The organism is Actinomadura sp. DC4, assembly GCF_030406325.1.
Taxonomy (GTDB): Bacteria; Actinomycetota; Actinomycetes; order Streptosporangiales; family Streptosporangiaceae; genus Actinoallomurus.
The window spans coordinates 42,616-59,613 of record NZ_JAUEQY010000002.1 but is presented as its reverse complement, the minus strand read 5'-3'; the positions used below and the strand labels follow the sequence as shown (position 1 = coordinate 59,613).

Genomic DNA, 16,998 nt, shown 5'->3' with positions numbered 1-16,998 from the left:
CCGGGGGCTCGTCGGAGAGGGGCTGCGTTCATGATCGATCCGGGGCTCGAACGTTGGCGGCTGGTGCTCGGTTCGCCTGCCGAGCAGTGCACCGGCGGCCTGCAGGGGGAGGCCGCCTCCCAGGACGCGGCGCTGGACTGGCTCTACGGCCGTGATCCCGACCTGAACCGCCGCGGTGTACGGCGCGGTGGCACGCGTACCGCCGGGACCGGGCCCTCGGCGCTGACCACGGTCGACTGGCTCGACGACGTCCACCGACTGTTCCCGCGCGAGACGATCGAGCGGCTCGAGCGTGACGCCGTCGAACGCTATGAGATCCACGACGTCGTCACCGACCCCGACGTCCTGGCCCGCATCGAGCCGAACCCCACCCTGCTCCGTGCCGTCCTGCGCACCAAGCACCTGATGAATCCCGAGGTCCTGCGGCTCGCCCGGCGCATCGTCGACGCCGTCGTACGGGATCTGATGAAGCGGCTCGCCCCCGAGGTACGGAAGGCGTTCACCGGCACGCGGTCGCGGCGGCCCAGCCGGTTCCGCCAGGCGCGCGACTTCGACTTCCGGAGCACGATCCGGGCCAACCTGGCGCACTACCAGCCGGAGGAGCGGCGGATCCTGATCGAGCACCCGAAGTTCGTCTCCCGGGTGAAGCGGCACCTCGACCAGTGGCAGCTCGTGCTCATCGTCGACCAGTCCGGCTCGATGGCCGGGTCGGTCATCCACTCCGCCGTCACCGCCGCGTGCCTGTGGAACCTCCCCGGTCTCAAGACCCATCTCATCGCCTTCGACTCCAATGTGGTCGACCTGACCGCCGATGTCGCCGACCCGGTGGAGCTCCTCATGAAGGTCCAGCTCGGCGGCGGCACCGACATCGCCAAGGCGGTGAATTACGGGGCGAGCCTCATCGAGAACCCACGAAGGACGATCCTCGCCGTGATCACCGACTTCTACGAGGGCGGCGACGAATACCGGCTCGTACGGACCGTCGCGCGCCTCGCCGAGCAGGGGACGCAGGTTCTCGGGCTCGCGGCCCTGGACGAGGAGGCGAACCCGACCTATGACCGCGCGCTGGCGCAGCGCCTCGCCGACGTCGGCGCCCACGTCGGGGCCATGACGCCGGGCGAGCTCGCCGCCTTCGTCGCCGAACGGCTCGGCCGATGACCCGCGCCGACCTGCTCGCTCTCAACCACGACGTCCTCGTGGCGCTCGCCAACCGCGGCCTGGTCAAACGGGCCGCCAAGGAGATCGACGCCGGTGTCGTCCCGGACGTGTCGGCCGACGAGGACGGCACCGTACGCGGCCGGTTCGCCGACGGCGTCGAGGTCGTGTTCCCGGTGGGCGCCGGGCTCGACTCGGCCTCCTGCACCTGCCCCGCGACCGGCGTCTGCCGCCACCGGATCGGCCTGGTCCTGGCCTACCAGTCGCAGGCCGCCCAGGAGCCGTCCGAGGACCGGACCGAAGACCCGGCCGGAGACCCGACCGGCGGGTGGTCGCCGGGGAGCGTCGCCGACGAGGAACTGCAGGAGCTGCTCGGCACCCGGGCGATGAACGCCGCCCGCCGCCGCCTCGCCGCCGGCTACTCCGTCCACCTCGACCGGGGCGGCCCCGACGAACCGGCGCCGCGCGCGGACCTGGCGACCTGTACGGTCCGGTTCCTCGTCCCGGGCGAGCTCGGCTACGCCCACACCGACGCCGCCGGACCCAACCGCGCCGAGGCCATCGCGCTGGCGGTGTGGGCGTTCCGCGAGGCGGACGGACGTGGGCTGGGCGAGCGGGAGATCCGCCTCGACGTGGGCGGCGGGCCGACGCCGCGCGCGGAGCGTACGGGCATCGAGCCCGCCGTCGAGCTCGCCACCGAACTGCTCGTCGAGGGCGCGATGCACGCCGGGCCGGTGCTGGGCGCGGCGCTGCGCAGGATGCAGCGGACCATCGACGACCAGGGCCTGCACTGGCCCGCCGGCGCCCTGGACGACCTGGCCGATCAGCTCGACGCGTACGCCGCGCGGGGCGCCCGTTACGAGGCGACGCGGTACGCGACGCTGCTCGCCGAACTCCACGCGCGGCAGCGGGCGGCCGCCGGCAGCGGGCTGCGCTCCCAGGTGCTGGGCGGCGACGAGCCGGGCCAGACCCCGTTGCGGCGCGTACGGCTCGTGGGCCTGGGCTGCCGCGTCGGCGGCACGCTGGACGAGCGCGTCGCCGACGTGTACTTCGCGCACGCCGGGGACGGCACCGTCCTCGTCCTGCGGCGGCGCTGGGAGCAGGAGCCGGACCGGCCGGTGACCGGTCACGACCTGTCCGGCCGGCGGGTCGCCGGAGCGTCGCTCGGCGCGCTGGCCGCCGCCAACCTCGTGTCCGAGTCGGCCTCGCGCAGCGCGAGCCGGGTGGTGAAGGTCGCCCCGGGCCGGATCGCCAAGACGACCGTCACCCCGGTCGGCGCCGCGTGGGAACGCCTCCCCGGGGCGGTGATGGTCCGCGACCTCGCCGCCGCGGCCCGAGCGCTGGAGGAGCTGCCGCCACGGCTCATCCGCCCGCGGATCGAGGCGGAGTTCGTGCGCGTCGTCCAGGTCGCGGAGGTACGCGACGTCGGCTACCACCCCGGCGACCAGCGGCTGGAGGCCGTGGTCGCCGATCCCGCCGGAAGCACGGTCACGGTCTCGGCGGAGTACCGCGCCGAATGCCCCGGCGCGCTCGACGCTCTCGCCGGCGCGCTCGACGACGGGCCGGCCTTCATCAGCGGGTCCCTGCACCGTGGCCGCGGGACCCTCGTACTCGACCCGATCGCGGTGATGACCTCGAAGGGGATGGTCGTGCCCGACCTGGCGGCGGGGGAGGGGGAGACGGGCCTGAGTCCGTACGCCGGACGCAGCCCGGACCCGCTCGGCGCGGCCCTGGACACCGCCCTGACCACACTAGCCGAGGTCGCACACCGCGGCCTGCGCCACGCCACCCCGGGCGTCCACACCCGGATCGAGGAGGCCGCGACGGACCTGGGCCGCGTGGGCCTGCGCAGGTCGGCGACCATGCTGACGGCCTTCGTGGCCGCGTGCCGGTCCGACCTGGAGTCGGCGCCCGGCAGGTGGGTGGACGCTCAGCTCCAGCTCGTCACCGCCGCCGACCTGCGCTGACGCCCCAGGCGAGGAGGCGGTCCACGTGGCTTCGGGTGAGGCCCTCGGCGGGGTCGACCGGGACGAGCAGGATGCCCCGGTAGGCCAGGCCTGCCGTCTGACGCGCGGCGGGATGACGTCGTCGACCCAGGCGAACCGCCGGCCCACGTCGACGACATGGGACACGAACAGGTCGGGATCGGCGGGGAACGAGGGGTTCAGCACCCCGTCGATGTCGAGGTACAGCAATGGCCGGGCCGTACGGCTGCCCGGCCGCGGAACGGAACCGACACCCCAGGGCATGGCCTCAGATCTACCAGGTTCAGACGGCGCGGAGATACTGGTCCGGCCACGACGGCGCGGCACCGAGCGAGCGGGCCGCGCGGTTCGGCCAGTACGGGTCGCGCAGCAGCTCGCGGGCCAGCAGCACCGCGTCGGCCTGCCCGGACGCGATGATCTCCTCCGCCTGCCGGGGCTCGGTGATCTCACCGACCGCCGCGACCGGCAGGTCCGTCTCGGCCTTGACCCGTGCGGCGAACGGGACCTGGTAGCCCGGCCCGGTGGTGATCCGCACGCCCGGCGCGATCCCGCCGCTGGAGGTGTCGAGCAGGTCGGCGCCGTGCCCGAGCAGCTCCTTCGCGAGCCGTACGGTGTCATCGGTGGTCCACCCGGCCTCATCCAGCCAGTCGGTCGCCGAGGCGCGGTAGAACACCGGCAGCTCGTCCGGCCAGACCGCGCGTACGGCGTCGACCACCTCCAGGGCGAACCTGGTCCGGTTCTCGAACGAGCCGCCGTACTCATCGGTGCGCCGGTTGGTGTGCGGCGAGACGAACTCGTGGATCAGGTAGCCGTGCGCGCCGTGGATCTCGACCACCTGGAAGCCCGCGTCCAGGGCCCGCCGGGCGGACGCGGCGAAGTCCTCGACGATGGCCCCGATCTGATCCCGGCTCAGCTCCGCCGGCACCGGGTCACCCTCGTGGAAGGGAAGAGGGCTCGGCGCGACCGGCCGCCAGCCGTGCGGCTGGTCCGGGTGGATGGACCGGCCGCCGCGCCAGGGGCGTTCGGTGGAGGCCTTGCGCCCGGCGTGCGCCAGCTGGATGCCGGGCACCGCGTCGTACCCGCGCACGAACGCGGCGATGCGGGCGAGGCCCTGCTGCTGGCGGTCGTTCCACAGGCCGAGGTCGGCCGGGCTGATCCGGCCCTCGGGGTTCACCGCGGTGGCCTCGGTGATGATCAGCCCGGCGCCGCCGACCGCGCGTGCGGCCTGGTGCGCGAAGTGCCAGTCGCCGGCGACGCCGGTGTCCGGCCCCTCGTCCACGGCGGAGTACTGGCACATCGGGGACATCCAGACTCGGTTGGGCAGCGTCAGACCGCGCAGTCTGAGAGGTTCGAACAGGGCGCTCACGGCAGGCTCCTAAGCTCCGGCGACGGCTAGTACGGTACAAGTCGTAGTACGGGATCTGTCAAACTACGAGGATCGCCGTACAATCGAGCGGACCGCACTGCGAAGGGACCGACCCGTGCCGACCGCGACCGCCCGGACGCTCGATCACCCCACGCGCGCGCAGATCCGGCTCGAAGCCGTGCTCCACGCGCTGTCCGACCCGGTCCGCCTGCAACTGGTGTGCTTCCTCAGCGGCCTGGCCGACGGCGAGGAGGCGCCGTGCTCGGCGCTGAACCTCGCGGTGACCAAGTCGACCACGACCCACCACTACCGCGTGCTCCGCGAGGCCGGCCTGATCAACCAGGTCTACCGGGGTACGGCCAAGATGACCTCGATGCGCCGCGCCGACCTCGACGCGCTGTTCCCCGGCCTGCTCGGCAGCGTGCTGACCGCCGACGCGGAGCAGCGGCGGCGGCTCAGCTCACCGGCGTAGCCGGCCGGATCACGCGCGAGGCGTCCCCGCCCAGGGCGGTGTCCTGCTGCGCGGCGATCAGGTCGTGCGGCATGCCGAGAGGTACGGCGCTGACCTGGGTGAGCCGGTCGTACTGCTCGCCGGTCAGCGAGACGTCCAGGGCGCCGAGGTAGTCATCGAGCTGCCGCACCGAACGCGGGCCGATGATGGTGACGAACGTCGTGGCGATACGCGCCGCGCGCTCGCGCATCCAGGCCACTGCGACCTGGGCCGGGGCCGCGCCGATCTCGGCGGCGATCGCCAGCACCGCGTCGACCACGGCGGTCTTCTGCGTGGTGGTCTCGGTGTGGACGAGGCGGTTCCACTCGGAGAGCCGCCCGGCGTCGCTCTCGCGGTACTTGCCGGTCAGCAGGCCACCGCCGAGCGGTGACCAGAGCGCGGCGCCCAGCCCGAGCGACTCGGCCATCGGCAGGAGTTCGCGATCGGCGGTGCGCTCGACCAGGCTGTACTCCAGCTGGATGCCGGCCGGCGGCGCCCAGCCGCGAAGCTCGGCCAGCGTCGCGGCGCGCGACACCCGCCAGGCGGGGAAGTTCGACAGACCCCAGTGCAGGATCTTCCCGGACCGTACGAGGTCATCGAAGGCGCGCGCGATCTCCTCCATGGGCGTGATCTCGTCCGGGTAGTGCGCCCAGTAGAGGTCGATGTGGTCGGTGCCGAGCCGCCGCAGGCTGGCCTCCACCGAGGCGATCATGTTCTTGCGGCTGTTGCCGGAGCGTGAGACGTCGCCCTTCACCGGGCCGTTGGAGTACTTCGAGGCCAGCACGAAGTGGTCCCGGTCGGCCGCGAGAAAGTCCCGCAGCATCGTCTCGGACTCCCCGGCCTGGTAGCCGTCGGCGGTGTCGATGAACACCCCTCCCGCCTCCGCGAACCCGTCGAAGACCCGCCGCGCCTCGTCCTGCTCGGTGCCTGTGCCCCAGCCGGTGCCGAAGTTGCCCGTGCCCAGGGCGTACTCCGACACGCGAAGGCCCGTCCGGCGGCCGAAAGCGGTGTAACGCATCGCTGTCCTCCAAGACCAAGTAAACCGATCGTTCTACCTCGACCATAACGACTGCTCGCGGCGAAGTAAAACGATCGGTACCATCGAGCGTGTGAGCGCAACGACCAACGGCGGCGGACGCGGCGCGCGTGAGCGCATCCTGCGGGCGGCCACCCGGCTGTTCTACGACCAAGGCATCACCGCGACCGGCATCGGCGAGCTGACCGAGGTCGCCCACGTCTCCAAGCGCACGCTGTACCAGCACTTCGAGAGCAAGGACGTGCTGGTCGCGGCCTATCTGGGCCGCTTCGCCGACGAGAGTCTCCTCGCCCGCGAACAGATCCTCGCCCGTACGGACCTGCCCGCACGCGACCGGCTCCTGGGCCTGTTCGACGACCTCGAGGTGACAGGCGAGGGCGCCCTCCGCGGCTGCCCGTACCTCAACGCCGCCGCCGAGATCGCCGACCCGGCCCACCCCGCGCGCAGGCTGGCCGTCGAGCACAAGCGCGCCTTCCGCGAGCTACTCCGCGCCACCGCGGAGGAGGCCGGCGCCGCCGATCCCGGAAGGCTCGCGGACCAGCTCGCCGTCCTCTTCGACGGCGCCCTGGCCCAGAGTGCCCTGCTGAATGACCGCGCCCCGCTCCGTCACGCCCGCGCAGCGGCCGAGACGCTGCTCAGCGAAGGGCGGGGTCACGCGTCCAGCGGAGCTTGACGACGAGGTGGCCTTCGAGTGAGGTCCGGGCGATGACCGCCCCGGCCCCGGCGTCGAGCTTGACGCCGAACTCGATCTCCACGTCGTCGGGCTTGAGCGTGTCGTCCCGGAACGTCGCGAGCGCTGAAACGGCCGCCGCGCGTACGTTCGCGAGCGCGTCCTCGAACCGGCCCGCGGCGTCGTGGACGACCTCGTCCGGCGCGAACCCGGCGTGCTGCTCGCGCGTCTCCACGACCACCGGACCTTGATCGGTCTGCCACCGCACCAGTTCGGTCACCTGGAGAAACGTAGCAACCTTCGCGGCGCAGGCCGCCTACGGCGCGCCGTCGACCCGGGCGGTCTGGATGAGGCGGGCGCCCGTGCGGTGGTGGACGTACCGGCCGCGGCCCGGCGGAAGGGACTCGGCGCGGTGGTCGCCGAAGAGCGGCCCCTCACCCGGAACGCCCGACATGAGGAGGGCCGGCGCGCTCCCGGACCGGAGCCGATCGAGGATCGGGTCGTGCATCGCCCGGCCCGCACCGGTCATCGAGCGGGTCAGGATCAGGTGCAGGCCGACCTCGCGGGACCACGGCAGGAGATCGGCGATCGGCCCCAGCGGGTTGGGGCCCGCCGCGACCAGATCGTAGTCGTCCACGAGCAGGAACACCTCCGGCCCGCGCGTACCGCCGGAGACGGGCAGCCGGGCGCCCAGCACACTCTGGAGGTCCTCCAGGAGGTCGACGGCCTCGGCGGGGGAGGTGGCGTGGCCGGTGTGGGGGCCGGCGACGTCCAGCAGGCTCCGGCGGTAGTCGACCAGGACGAGCCGGATCTCGCTCGGCACGTGCCGGTCCATGATGGACTTGGCGATCAGGCGCAGCAGGTTCGACTTGCCGCACTCCCGGTCGCCGAGAACCACGAGGTGCGCGTCCGCCGCGAAGTCCAGCAGCACCGGCGACAGCGTGGTCTCGTCCATGCCGATCGGCACCCGCGGCCCGGTCTCGGCGGCCGTCGGCAGGGCGCGCAGGGGCAGGTCCTCCGGCAGCACGCGGACCTTCGCCGCGGGCGCGGCCTGCCAGCCGGCGGTCACCGCCTCGACCAGGTCCCGTACGCCGTCGCTCAGGTCCTCGGTGTCCGTACGGCCGTCGATGCGGGGCAGGGCGATCTGGAAGCGCGAGCCGTTCCCGGAGACGCCGTGTCCCGGGCGGTCCGGCCGGATGGTCGCGGCCAGTGTGGGGTCGATCTCAGAACCGTGGGGATCGCCCAGCCGCAGCTCCAGCTTCGTGCCGAACAGCGCGCGAAGGCCGGTACGGAAGTGGCTCCAGTCGCCGGCCGAGGCCACGAGGTGGATGCCGTAGCCGAGCCCGCGCTGGGCCAGCCGGTACGCCGCCCGCTCCACCTTCTCGAACTCCTGCCGTACGACCAGCCAGTCGTCGATCACGAGGAACACGTCGCCGAAGCCGTCGCCGAGGATCTCATCGCTCGCCCGCAGGCGGCGGTAGGCGGCGATCGAGTCGATCTCGTGCTCGGCGAAGTAGCGTTCGCGCGTGTCGAGCAGCGCCGAGACCTCCTCGACCGTACGGCGGACGCGGTAGGTGTCGAGGTGGCTCGCCACGCCCGCGACGTGGGGCAGGTCCGCCAGCGCCGCGAGCGCGCCTCCGCCGAAGTCCAGGCAGTAGAACTGCGCCTCGTCCGGCGTGTGGGTCAGCGCCAGCGAGGCGACGAGCGTGCGCAGCAGCGTCGACTTGCCGCTCTGCGGGGCGCCGGCGACGCCGACGTGGCCCTGGGCGCCGGACAGGTCGAGCGACAGCGGCGCCAGCTCCGGCCCGAGCGGGGGCACGAGGCCGCCGACGGGCACGCGGAGGCCACCGCGGTCGCCCCAGCCGGTCGTCGTGAAGCCGACGTCGAGGGTGTTGTCGAGCGGGGGCAGGAACTGGTCGAGCGAGCACGCGCCCTCCAGCGCCAGGCGCTCGATCTCCTTGGACAGCGGCGCCTGGCCGCTCAGGAGGTTCTCGGCGGCCTCGAAGAGCGTGCGAGTGTTCGGCTCGCCGGCCCGTACGGCGGCGTCGGCGACCTCACGGAGGGCCGACGCCGCCGCGAGCGTCGCGAACACCTGGGCGCGGGCCAGCGCCTGGCGCCGCTCCGGCCCCTCGATCCGCTCGGCCTCATCGAGGAGATCGAGGGCCTGGCCGGTGTAGCGATCGATGTCCTCGCGCATAGATGATCAACTTAACGATCATCGATCAGATACCGGATGGTTTCCGGCGGACTGGACGTGAGGCGTACGGCGCCGCGATCGCGATCTCTGGGGCGTTTCGCAGAAAAACCCCTGGTCAGGTTGGTCTCGGCGGAGCCTCGGCCGCGCGTTTCAGGGCGACGAGACGGCGGTCCCATGTGGCGGCCAGGTTCGCCATCCACCGGGCGGAGGCGTCGAGAGGCTCGGGGCGCACCTCGTACCGGACCTCACGGCCCGCGCGGGCGCCGCTGACCAGGCCCGCGCCCTCCAGCACGCGCAGGTGCTTCACGACGGCCTGGCGCGACACCGGCAGGCGCCCCGCGAGCCGGGTCGCGCTCGCCGTGCCCTCCTCGGCGAGGGCGTCCAGCAGCAGGCGCCGCGTCGGGTCGGCCATCGCGAGGAGTACGGCACCGACGTCACTCATGCCACGACGCGCTCCGCGCGCGTCCTGAGCAGGTCGCACTGTCCGGCCCAGCCCCCGGTGTTGCCCTCGAAGGCGCTTTCGCGCTCCTCGTCGGTGAGCGCGAGCGCGGCGAAACCGCTCTCGGCGACGCGTACGACCGTGCCGCCGTCGCGCTCGCTCAGCCAGAATTCCACCAGCGTGGAGTTCGTCTCGGACGGAACCTCGCCGGGGGCCGTGCTGGACCACCGGTAGGCGACGTAGGTCTGCGGCTCGACGGTCTCGACGCGGACCGGAAAGCTGCCCCAGCGGCTGTCGATCACGTCGAGGCCACCCTCGCGGCGCCGCTGCCTGCCCGAGTCCTCGCCCTCGCCGACCCACCAGCCCGGCTCGCTGACGAGCCCCCATACGCGGTCGAGCGGCGCGTCAATGCTGATCTCTCGTTCGATGCGGTCCGGAGTACCCATGGCCATCTCCTTCTGTTCGGCTGCAACTCTTAGGTTGCACTACAAGTCACTCAGGCGCAACCTGCCGGTAGCACGTGGGGGCCCGGCGTTCTGCCGTGCGGGCCCGGGGAGATGCTGAGGTCATGGACATGCGCTGCCTGATCGTGGACGACAACGTGTCCTTTCGCCGGGCGATGCGGCATCTGCTCGAACGTGACGGCGCCGAGGTGGTGGACACGGCCTCGAACGGGGCCGAGGCCCTGGAGTGCGCCGGGAGGCTACGGCCCGCCATCGTGTTGATGGACGTACGCCTGGGGTCCGAGAGCGGCTTCGACATCGCCCAGCGCCTGCGGGAACGCTTCACCGGCGACTGGCAGCCGGCGATCATCTTGATGTCGACCCACGCGGAGGACGAACTCGCCGCGCGCATGGAGGCCAGCCCGTATCTCCGCTTCCTGGAGAAGACCTCCATGTCCGTCGGCAGGATCGAGGAGCTGCTGTCGGCGCGGGCCTAACTGGCGTTGAGGAAGGCGAGTACGGCGAGGACGCGGCGGTGGTCGGCGTCGGTCTCCGGCAGGCACAGCTTGGTGAGGATGCTGTGCACGTGTTTTTCGACCGTGGGCTCGGCGATCCAGAGCTTGTGGACGATCCCGGCGTTGGAGCGGCCCTCGGCCATCAGCGCCAGGACCTCGCGCTCGCGGGCGCTCAGTTTGGCCAGCGGGTCGCCGCGCCGGTGGGCGGCGAACAGCCGCTGCACCAGGAACGGGTCGATGACCGAGCCGCCCTTCGCGATGCGTTCGACCGCGTCGATCAGCTCGGCGACGTCGGTGACCCGGGTCTTGAGCAGGTAGCCGATGCGGTCGCCGCTGGACAGCAGCTCCAGTGCGTGGTCCACCTCGACGTAGGCCGACAGGACCAGGATCGCGACCGAGGGGAAGAGCCGTCGGATCTCCGAGGCGGCCTGCAGCCCTTCCGTCGTGCCGGTCGGCGGCATGCGGACGTCCACGATCGCCAGGTCGGGGACGTACTGCCGGACCAGCTCCAGCAGCCGGGTGCCGTCGCCCGCCTGCCCGAGCACCTCGAAGCCCTCGCGCGTGAGAAGACTCGCCAGTCCTTCGCGGAGCAATACGTCATCGTCGGCCACGATCACACGCCCGCGCGGGGGGATCGGACCGTCGTCGTCGCGCCCGACGTCGGGCAGCCGCTGTCCTGGCATGGCCAGGCCAATGATACCCGTCACCCCGTGCGAACAGCGGGGACGTGACGAAATAGCGAGCCTGGACAATATTTCAAATGACAGGTCATGAAATTAAGAGAATGATCGTTAATGGCGCTATAAATTTTGGCAATGGTCTCGTAATTCGGCGTTTCGTCCTCTATCGTCATGCCGTAATGCGACGAGATGTCGCCACGTGCCAGAGTCGTCGTGTGCGCGGCTCGCCCCAGCACCATCACCTCGACACCCTGCGTCCGGCCTCCCGCTCCTGATGGGACGTACGGACCGGGGGCGGTCAGCCCACCACCGCCCGCCGGACGGCGGTCGCGGGCCTGCCGCCCCGATCCTCCGCTCCCTACCTGCTCCTCGAAGTCCGGTGGTACGCCCGCCGCGAACTGCGGGGCAGACGATCCTCCTTCCGCGCGGGCCCGCCGCCTGAAACGTCAGGCGGCGCCCGAACGACGTAGTGCGCCTACGCCGGCTCGCGACTTGGGGGACTTTCGCGTGAGCGTGACGACGGTCAAAGAGATGAACCGCGACGGGTGGATTCGGGTGAGCGAACTCCGCCCGCTGCTGGTGGCGATGGACGCCCTGCGGGACGGCGACTTCCGCGTACGGATGCCCACCGAGGACGAGGGCGTCGCGGGGGAGCTCGCTCGCGTGTTCAACCAGATCGCCGACCGCAACGAGCACTTCGCGTGTGAGCTGGGCCGGGTGTCCCGCGAGGTGGTCCGGTACGGGCGGCTGGACGAGCGGCTGTCCTCCAGCCCGGGCCCCGGCGCCTGGACCGCCGGGGTGGAGTCGGCCAACGTCCTGGTCGAGGCCCTCGTGGTCCCCGCCGCGAACGCGACGCGGGTCCTCGACGCGGTCGCCGACGGCGACCTCACCCAGCGCATGGACCTGAGCAACGGCAACCGCCCGCTGCGCGGCGACCTGCGCCGGCTCGGCCAGCGGATCAACCAGATGGTCGACCAGCTCTCACTGTTCACCGGCGAGGTGACGCGCCTCGCCCGCGAGGTCGGTACGGAGGGGCGCCTCGGCGGGCGCGCCAGGGTGCGCGGGCTGTCGGGAAGCTGGCGCGACGTGACCGAGGCCGTCAACACGATGGCCGACCGGCTCACCGCCCAGGTCCGCGACATCGCCGTGGTGACCAAGGCAGTGGCCGGCGGCGACCTGACCCGGTCGGTGACGGTCGAGGCCACCGGCGAGCTCCTGGAGCTCAAGCTGATCGTCAACACGATGGTGGACCAGCTCTCGGCCTTCGCCGGCGAGGTGACCCGTGTGGCCGGCGAGGTCGGTACGGAGGGGCGGCTCGGCGGCCGGGCCCAGGTCCGTGGGGTGTCGGGGGTGTGGAAGGACCTGACGGACAACGTGAACTTCATGGCGTCGAACCTGACGTCGCAGGTCCGCAACATCGCCCAGGTGACGACGTCGGTGGCGAACGGTGACCTGTCCAAGAAGATCACCGTCGACGCCCAGGGTGAGATCCTCCAGCTCAAGTCGACCGTCAACACGATGGTGGACCAGCTCTCGGCGTTCGCGGGCGAGGTCACGCGGGTGGCCCGTGAGGTCGGTACGGAGGGCAGCCTCGGCGGCCGGGCCCAGGTCCCCGGCGTCTCGGGGGTGTGGAAGGACCTGACGGACAACGTCAACTTCATGGCGGACAACCTGACCTCGCAGGTCCGCAACATCGCCCAGGTCGCGACCGCGGTCGCGCGGGGCGACCTCGGCAAGAAGATCGACGTCGACGCCCGCGGCGAGATCCTGGAGCTCAAGACGACGATCAACACGATGGTGGACCAGCTCTCGGCGTTCGCGGGCGAGGTCACGCGGGTGGCCCGTGAGGTCGGTACGGAGGGCAACCTCGGCGGCCAGGCGCAGGTCCGTGGGGTGTCGGGGGTGTGGAAGGACCTGACGGACAACGTGAACTTCATGGCGTCGAACCTGACGTCGCAGGTCCGCAACATCGCCCAGGTGACGACGTCGGTGGCGAACGGCGACCTGTCCAAGAAGATCACCGTCGACGCCCAAGGTGAGATCCTCCAGCTCAAGACCACGGTCAACACCATGGTCGACCAGCTGTCCGGCTTCGCCGACGAGGTCACGCGGGTGGCGCGCGAGGTCGGTACGGAGGGCAGCCTCGGCGGCCGGGCCCAGGTCCGCGGCGTCTCGGGCATGTGGAAGGACCTCACCGACAACGTCAACTTCATGGCCGCCAACCTGACCTCGCAGGTCCGCAACATCGCCCAGGTCGCCACGGCCGTCGCCGAGGGCGACCTGTCCAAGAAGATCGACGTCGACGCGCAGGGCGAGATCCTGGAGCTCAAGACCACGGTCAACACGATGGTCGACACGCTGTCGTCGTTCTCCTCGGAGGTCACGCGGGTGGCCCGCGAGGTCGGCAGCGAGGGACGGCTGGGCGGTCAGGCCCGGGTCGAGGGCGTGCACGGCACCTGGAAGCGGCTGACCACCAACGTCAACGAGCTGGCCGGCAACCTCACCACCCAGGTGCGGGCGATCGCCGAGGTGACCTCCGCAGTGGCGCAGGGCGACATGTCCCGCCACATCACCGTCGAGACGCACGGCGAGGTCTCGGAGCTGAAGGACAACATCAACCTGATGGTCTCCAACCTCCGCGAGACGACCCGCGCGAAGGACTGGCTGGAGTCCAACCTGACCCGCCTCGCCGGCCTGATGCAGGGCCACCGCGACCTGGTCGAGGTCGCCGACCTGATCCTCCGCGAGCTGACGCCGCTGGTGAACGCGCAGTACGGCGCGTTCTTCCTGGCCGGCGCCGAGGCCGACGGCGACTGGACCGGCCATCCGGCCGAGCACGCGCGGGGACTCGCCCTCATCGCCGGGTACGGCCTGCAGGACGCGGCCACCGAGACGCCGGGAGCGCTGGCCCAGGGGCTCGTCCGGCAGGCCGCGCTGGAGAAGAAGCGGATGCTCCTGGAGGACATCCCGCCGGACTACATCAAGATCTCCTCCGGGCTCGGGGAGTCCGCCCCGGCGAGCATCGTCATCATCCCGATCCTGTTCGAGGACCGGCTGCTCGGCATCGTCGAGCTGGCCTCGTTCTCGCGCTTCTCCGACGTGCACCTGGCCTTCTTCGACCAGTTCGTCAACACCATCGGCGTCGCGCTCAACACCATCCTGGCCAACGCGCGCACCGAGGTGCTGCTCGCCGAGTCCCAGGGCCTGGCGCAGCAGCTCCAGGAGCGGTCGGACGAACTGCAGCGGCAGCAGTGCGAGCTGCAGCACTCGAACGAGGAACTCGCCGAGAAGGCGGCCCTGCTGGCCTCCTCCTCGCAGTACAAGTCGGAGTTCGTGGCGAACATGTCGCACGAGCTGCGCACACCGCTCAGCTCGATGCTGATCTACGCGCGGCTGCTGGCCGACAACGCGCAGGAGAACCTCTCCGAGGAGGAGGTGACCTTCGCGACCAGCATTCACCGGTCCGGGTCGGACCTGCTGCAGTTGATCAACGACATCCTCGACCTGTCGAAGGTGGAGGCCGGCCGGCTCGACATCCGCCCGAAGAAGCTTCCGCTGGTCACGCTGCTGGACTACGTCAACGCCACGTCCGGGCCGATCGCGGTCGACCACGGGCTGGACTTCGGGGTCGACGTGGCCGTCGACGCGCCTGGCGAGCTGTTCTCCGACGAGCAGCGGCTCCAGCAGATCCTGCGCAACCTGCTGTCCAACGCGATCAAGTTCACCCCGAAGGGCCGGGTGACGCTGCGGGTCGAGCGGTTCACCGGCGCCGACGAGGCGCTGTACGGGCTCGGCGACATCGTCGCCTTCACCGTGGAGGACACCGGCATCGGCATACCGCCGGAGAAGCTCGGCACGATCTTCGAGGCGTTCGAGCAGGCCCACGGCGCCGGCAGCCACAAGTACGGCGGCACCGGGCTCGGCCTGTCGATCAGCCGGGAGCTCGCCACACTGCTCGGCGGGCGGATCACCGCCGCGAGCGAACCGGGAGTGGGCAGCTCCTTCACCCTGTACGTCCCGGTGGTCCACCCCGGCCACACACCGGTGCTCGACGCGCCGGTCGAGGACGGCATCCACTGGAACACCGAGCACGAAAACCGGCCGGCCCTGATGACCCGTCTGGACGAGTGGAGCGCCGAGCGCGCCACGCGCATGCTCACGGGCAAGATCCTCGTCGTCGACGACGACATCCGCATCGTCATCGCCCTGACCCAGTTGCTCGGCCGCGTCGGGCTGCCGGTGCTCTACGCGCTGAACGGCAAGGAGGCCATCGAGATCATCGAACGCGACCCCGACGTCTCTCTCGTCCTGATGGACATAATGATGCCGGTCATGGACGGTTACGAGGCGATCAGGGCGATCCGCGGCGTCCCGCGCCACGCCGACCTGCCGATCGTCGTCCTCAGTGCGAAGGCCATTCCGGGTGAGCGCGAGAAGGCCCTGGCGAGCGGGGCCGACGACTATCTGCAAAAGCCCGTCGTCGACGTGGACCGATTGTTGAAGATCGCCTGTGACCTCCTCGACCCGGAGACGTCCGGCCGCCGGGGTGCCGCCGGGGACGAGGTCATGCCGGACGGTCCGTACGAGGCTTCCGCGGGGTGAGGCCGGGTTCGCGCCAGGCCCGGCCGATGAACGGCGGGATGGAGGCGAGCAGGTAGACGCCGGCGAAGACGACGAGAGTCGTCGCCAGGCCGGCCAGCTCGGTGAGCCCCCCGGCCAGGAGGCCGCCGAAGGGCATCCCGGCGTACGCGCCCGCGGTGATCGTGCCGAGCACACGCGCCCGCAGCCGCACCGGGATGCGCTCGAACTCCACCACCCCCAGCAGCGGGTTGATCGCGCCGGCCGCGAAGCCCGAGACGACCGTGACCGCGAGGGCCACGTCGAGCGTGACGTCGGTCGCCAGGATGAGCGTGCGGGGCAACCCGGCGACCAGGAAACACAGCGCGAAGGTCATCCGCCTGGGTAACCGCGCGCCCAGCGTCCCGTACGCGACCGTCCCCACGACCGCGCCCGCCCCGACGGCGCCCACCAGCAGGCCGAACGCGCGCGGGTCGCCCGTGACGTCCCGCGCGTACAGGGGCAGCAGGACCTGGCCGAGGCCGGTGTCGAGCAGGTTGGTGACCAGGACCATCGCGACGGCGGACCGCAGCAGCCGGTCGTGCCACAGGAACGCCATCCCCTCGCGCAGGCTGTCGACGTACCCCGTGTGCTCCACGGTCTTGGGCGACGAGCCGGGGACGCCGAAGCGGATCATCACCGCCGACAGCAGGAAGGTCATGCCGTCGATCAGGAGCAGGTTCGTCGGCCCGAGCCAGACGATGAGCACGCCCGCGAGCGGCGCTCCCACCATCTTCGCGCCGCGGTACGCGCCGTCGTAGGCGGCCGTCGCCCGCTCCATGGTGAAGCGCGCGCGGGCCGCGAGTTCGGGGATCAGCGTCTCGCGGGCGGTCTCGCCCGGCGTGGCGAGCAGCCAGCGCGCGAACAGCAGGACGAGCAGGAGCCCGTACGAGAGGCCGTAAGTAAGGTAGAGCAGCGGGATCGCGAGCACGATGACCCCGCTGAACAGGTCGGAGAGCACGCTCGCGCGCCGCAGGCCGAGCCGGTCGATCAGCGTCCCGGCGAAGGTCGCCGAGATCACCACCGGCAGGGTGGAGGCGAAGGCGGCCAGTCCCGTACGTGCCGGGCTGCCCGTCGTCTGCAAAACGAACCAGGGCACGGCCAGCATCGAGAGCACGTTGCCGGTGAGGGAGACGGCGTTGGCGCACAGCAGAACGATCAGCGACCACCTCACCCGCGCCTCCCCGTCACGTGCCCCCGCGGCCGGGCGGCTCGGTGGCAGTCCGGTGCCCGGCTCCGGTGCGGATCAACGCTACGGCCGGATACGTCCGATCTCCATGGTGGCGGACCCGACAAACCGAAGGTTATTCACCGAGGGGTCCCGGCGGCGAGACGGACGCCGCCGATCGATACAGAGGCGATGGCGAAAGGGATGCAGGCCGGTCGTTCCTCGCCGGGGGGTTCG

General features: G+C 71.4%; 15 protein-coding genes. 6 read left to right on the top strand and 9 right to left on the bottom strand.

Annotated features, from left to right (window positions below; translation table 11 throughout):
* Positions 1–30: 30 nt before the first annotated feature.
* Complete coding sequence (locus tag QWU11_RS02785; RefSeq protein ID WP_290103394.1) at positions 31–1,158, top strand: VWA domain-containing protein; 1,128 nt, start codon at positions 31–33, stop codon at positions 1,156–1,158.
* On the top strand, positions 1,155–3,122 hold the full coding sequence (locus QWU11_RS02780; RefSeq protein WP_290103393.1) for a hypothetical protein: 1,968 nt from the start codon (positions 1,155–1,157) through the stop codon (positions 3,120–3,122). The genes QWU11_RS02785 and QWU11_RS02780 overlap by 4 nt, the downstream gene beginning before the upstream one ends.
* Positions 3,123–3,423: 301 nt before the next feature.
* Here the strand turns inward: QWU11_RS02780 and QWU11_RS02775 are convergent, their stop codons facing one another.
* Positions 3,424–4,506, bottom strand: a complete 1,083-nt coding sequence (locus QWU11_RS02775; protein ID WP_290103392.1) for an NADH:flavin oxidoreductase/NADH oxidase — start codon at positions 4,504–4,506, stop codon at positions 3,424–3,426.
* A gap of 115 nt (positions 4,507–4,621) precedes the next feature.
* Here QWU11_RS02775 and QWU11_RS02770 point away from each other — a divergent pair, with 115 nt between their 5' ends.
* Positions 4,622–4,978 (top strand): helix-turn-helix transcriptional regulator, encoded by a 357-nt coding sequence (locus QWU11_RS02770; RefSeq protein WP_290103391.1) that lies wholly within the window; start codon positions 4,622–4,624, stop codon positions 4,976–4,978.
* On the opposite strand, the gene QWU11_RS02765 is transcribed toward QWU11_RS02770, so the two are convergent.
* The gene (locus QWU11_RS02765; RefSeq protein ID WP_290103390.1) at positions 4,962–6,014 is read right to left on the bottom strand and encodes an aldo/keto reductase; all 1,053 of its coding nucleotides are present in this window, start codon (positions 6,012–6,014) and stop codon (positions 4,962–4,964) included. The two genes, QWU11_RS02770 and QWU11_RS02765, sit on opposite strands and share 17 nt — an antisense overlap.
* A gap of 91 nt (positions 6,015–6,105) precedes the next feature.
* On the opposite strand from QWU11_RS02765, the gene QWU11_RS02760 reads away from it, so the two are divergent.
* Positions 6,106–6,705 carry a TetR/AcrR family transcriptional regulator gene (locus QWU11_RS02760; RefSeq protein ID WP_290103389.1) on the top strand — a complete coding sequence of 200 codons (600 nt, stop codon included), beginning with the start codon at positions 6,106–6,108 and terminating at the stop codon, positions 6,703–6,705.
* Here QWU11_RS02760 and QWU11_RS02755 read toward each other — a convergent pair.
* The 4 genes from QWU11_RS02755 to QWU11_RS02740 form a co-directional block, all read right to left on the bottom strand.
* On the bottom strand, positions 6,668–6,982 hold the full coding sequence (locus QWU11_RS02755; RefSeq protein ID WP_290103388.1) for a CU044_2847 family protein: 315 nt from the start codon (positions 6,980–6,982) through the stop codon (positions 6,668–6,670). The two genes, QWU11_RS02760 and QWU11_RS02755, sit on opposite strands and share 38 nt — an antisense overlap.
* A 36-nt stretch (positions 6,983–7,018) precedes the next feature.
* Positions 7,019–8,899 carry a type VII secretion protein EccCb gene (gene eccCb, locus QWU11_RS02750; protein ID WP_290103387.1) on the bottom strand — a complete coding sequence of 627 codons (1,881 nt, stop codon included), beginning with the start codon at positions 8,897–8,899 and terminating at the stop codon, positions 7,019–7,021.
* A gap of 115 nt (positions 8,900–9,014) precedes the next feature.
* Positions 9,015–9,341 carry a metalloregulator ArsR/SmtB family transcription factor gene (locus tag QWU11_RS02745; RefSeq protein ID WP_290103386.1) on the bottom strand — a complete coding sequence of 109 codons (327 nt, stop codon included), beginning with the start codon at positions 9,339–9,341 and terminating at the stop codon, positions 9,015–9,017.
* Positions 9,338–9,784, bottom strand: a complete 447-nt coding sequence (locus QWU11_RS02740; RefSeq protein WP_290103385.1) for an SRPBCC domain-containing protein — start codon at positions 9,782–9,784, stop codon at positions 9,338–9,340. Before QWU11_RS02740 ends, QWU11_RS02745 begins: the two co-directional genes overlap by 4 nt.
* Before the next feature lie 122 nt (positions 9,785–9,906).
* On the opposite strand from QWU11_RS02740, the gene QWU11_RS02735 reads away from it, so the two are divergent.
* Complete coding sequence (locus QWU11_RS02735; protein ID WP_290103384.1) at positions 9,907–10,278, top strand: response regulator; 372 nt, start codon at positions 9,907–9,909, stop codon at positions 10,276–10,278.
* Here QWU11_RS02735 and QWU11_RS02730 read toward each other — a convergent pair.
* Together QWU11_RS02730 and QWU11_RS02725 are read right to left on the bottom strand one after the other, a co-directional pair.
* Positions 10,275–10,979, bottom strand: a complete 705-nt coding sequence (locus tag QWU11_RS02730; RefSeq protein ID WP_290103383.1) for a response regulator transcription factor — start codon at positions 10,977–10,979, stop codon at positions 10,275–10,277. The two genes, QWU11_RS02735 and QWU11_RS02730, sit on opposite strands and share 4 nt — an antisense overlap.
* 20 nt (positions 10,980–10,999) lie before the next feature.
* On the bottom strand, positions 11,000–11,218 hold the full coding sequence (locus QWU11_RS02725) for a hypothetical protein (protein WP_290103382.1): 219 nt from the start codon (positions 11,216–11,218) through the stop codon (positions 11,000–11,002).
* 289 nt (positions 11,219–11,507) lie between these two features.
* Between QWU11_RS02725 and QWU11_RS02720 the strand changes: the two genes are divergently transcribed.
* Positions 11,508–15,578, top strand: coding sequence for a HAMP domain-containing protein (locus QWU11_RS02720; RefSeq protein ID WP_290103813.1), 4,071 nt, complete (start codon positions 11,508–11,510; stop codon positions 15,576–15,578).
* On the opposite strand, the gene QWU11_RS02715 is transcribed toward QWU11_RS02720, so the two are convergent.
* The gene (locus QWU11_RS02715; RefSeq protein ID WP_290103381.1) at positions 15,541–16,767 is read right to left on the bottom strand and encodes an MFS transporter; all 1,227 of its coding nucleotides are present in this window, start codon (positions 16,765–16,767) and stop codon (positions 15,541–15,543) included. The two genes, QWU11_RS02720 and QWU11_RS02715, sit on opposite strands and share 38 nt — an antisense overlap.
* Positions 16,768–16,998 lie beyond the last annotated feature (231 nt).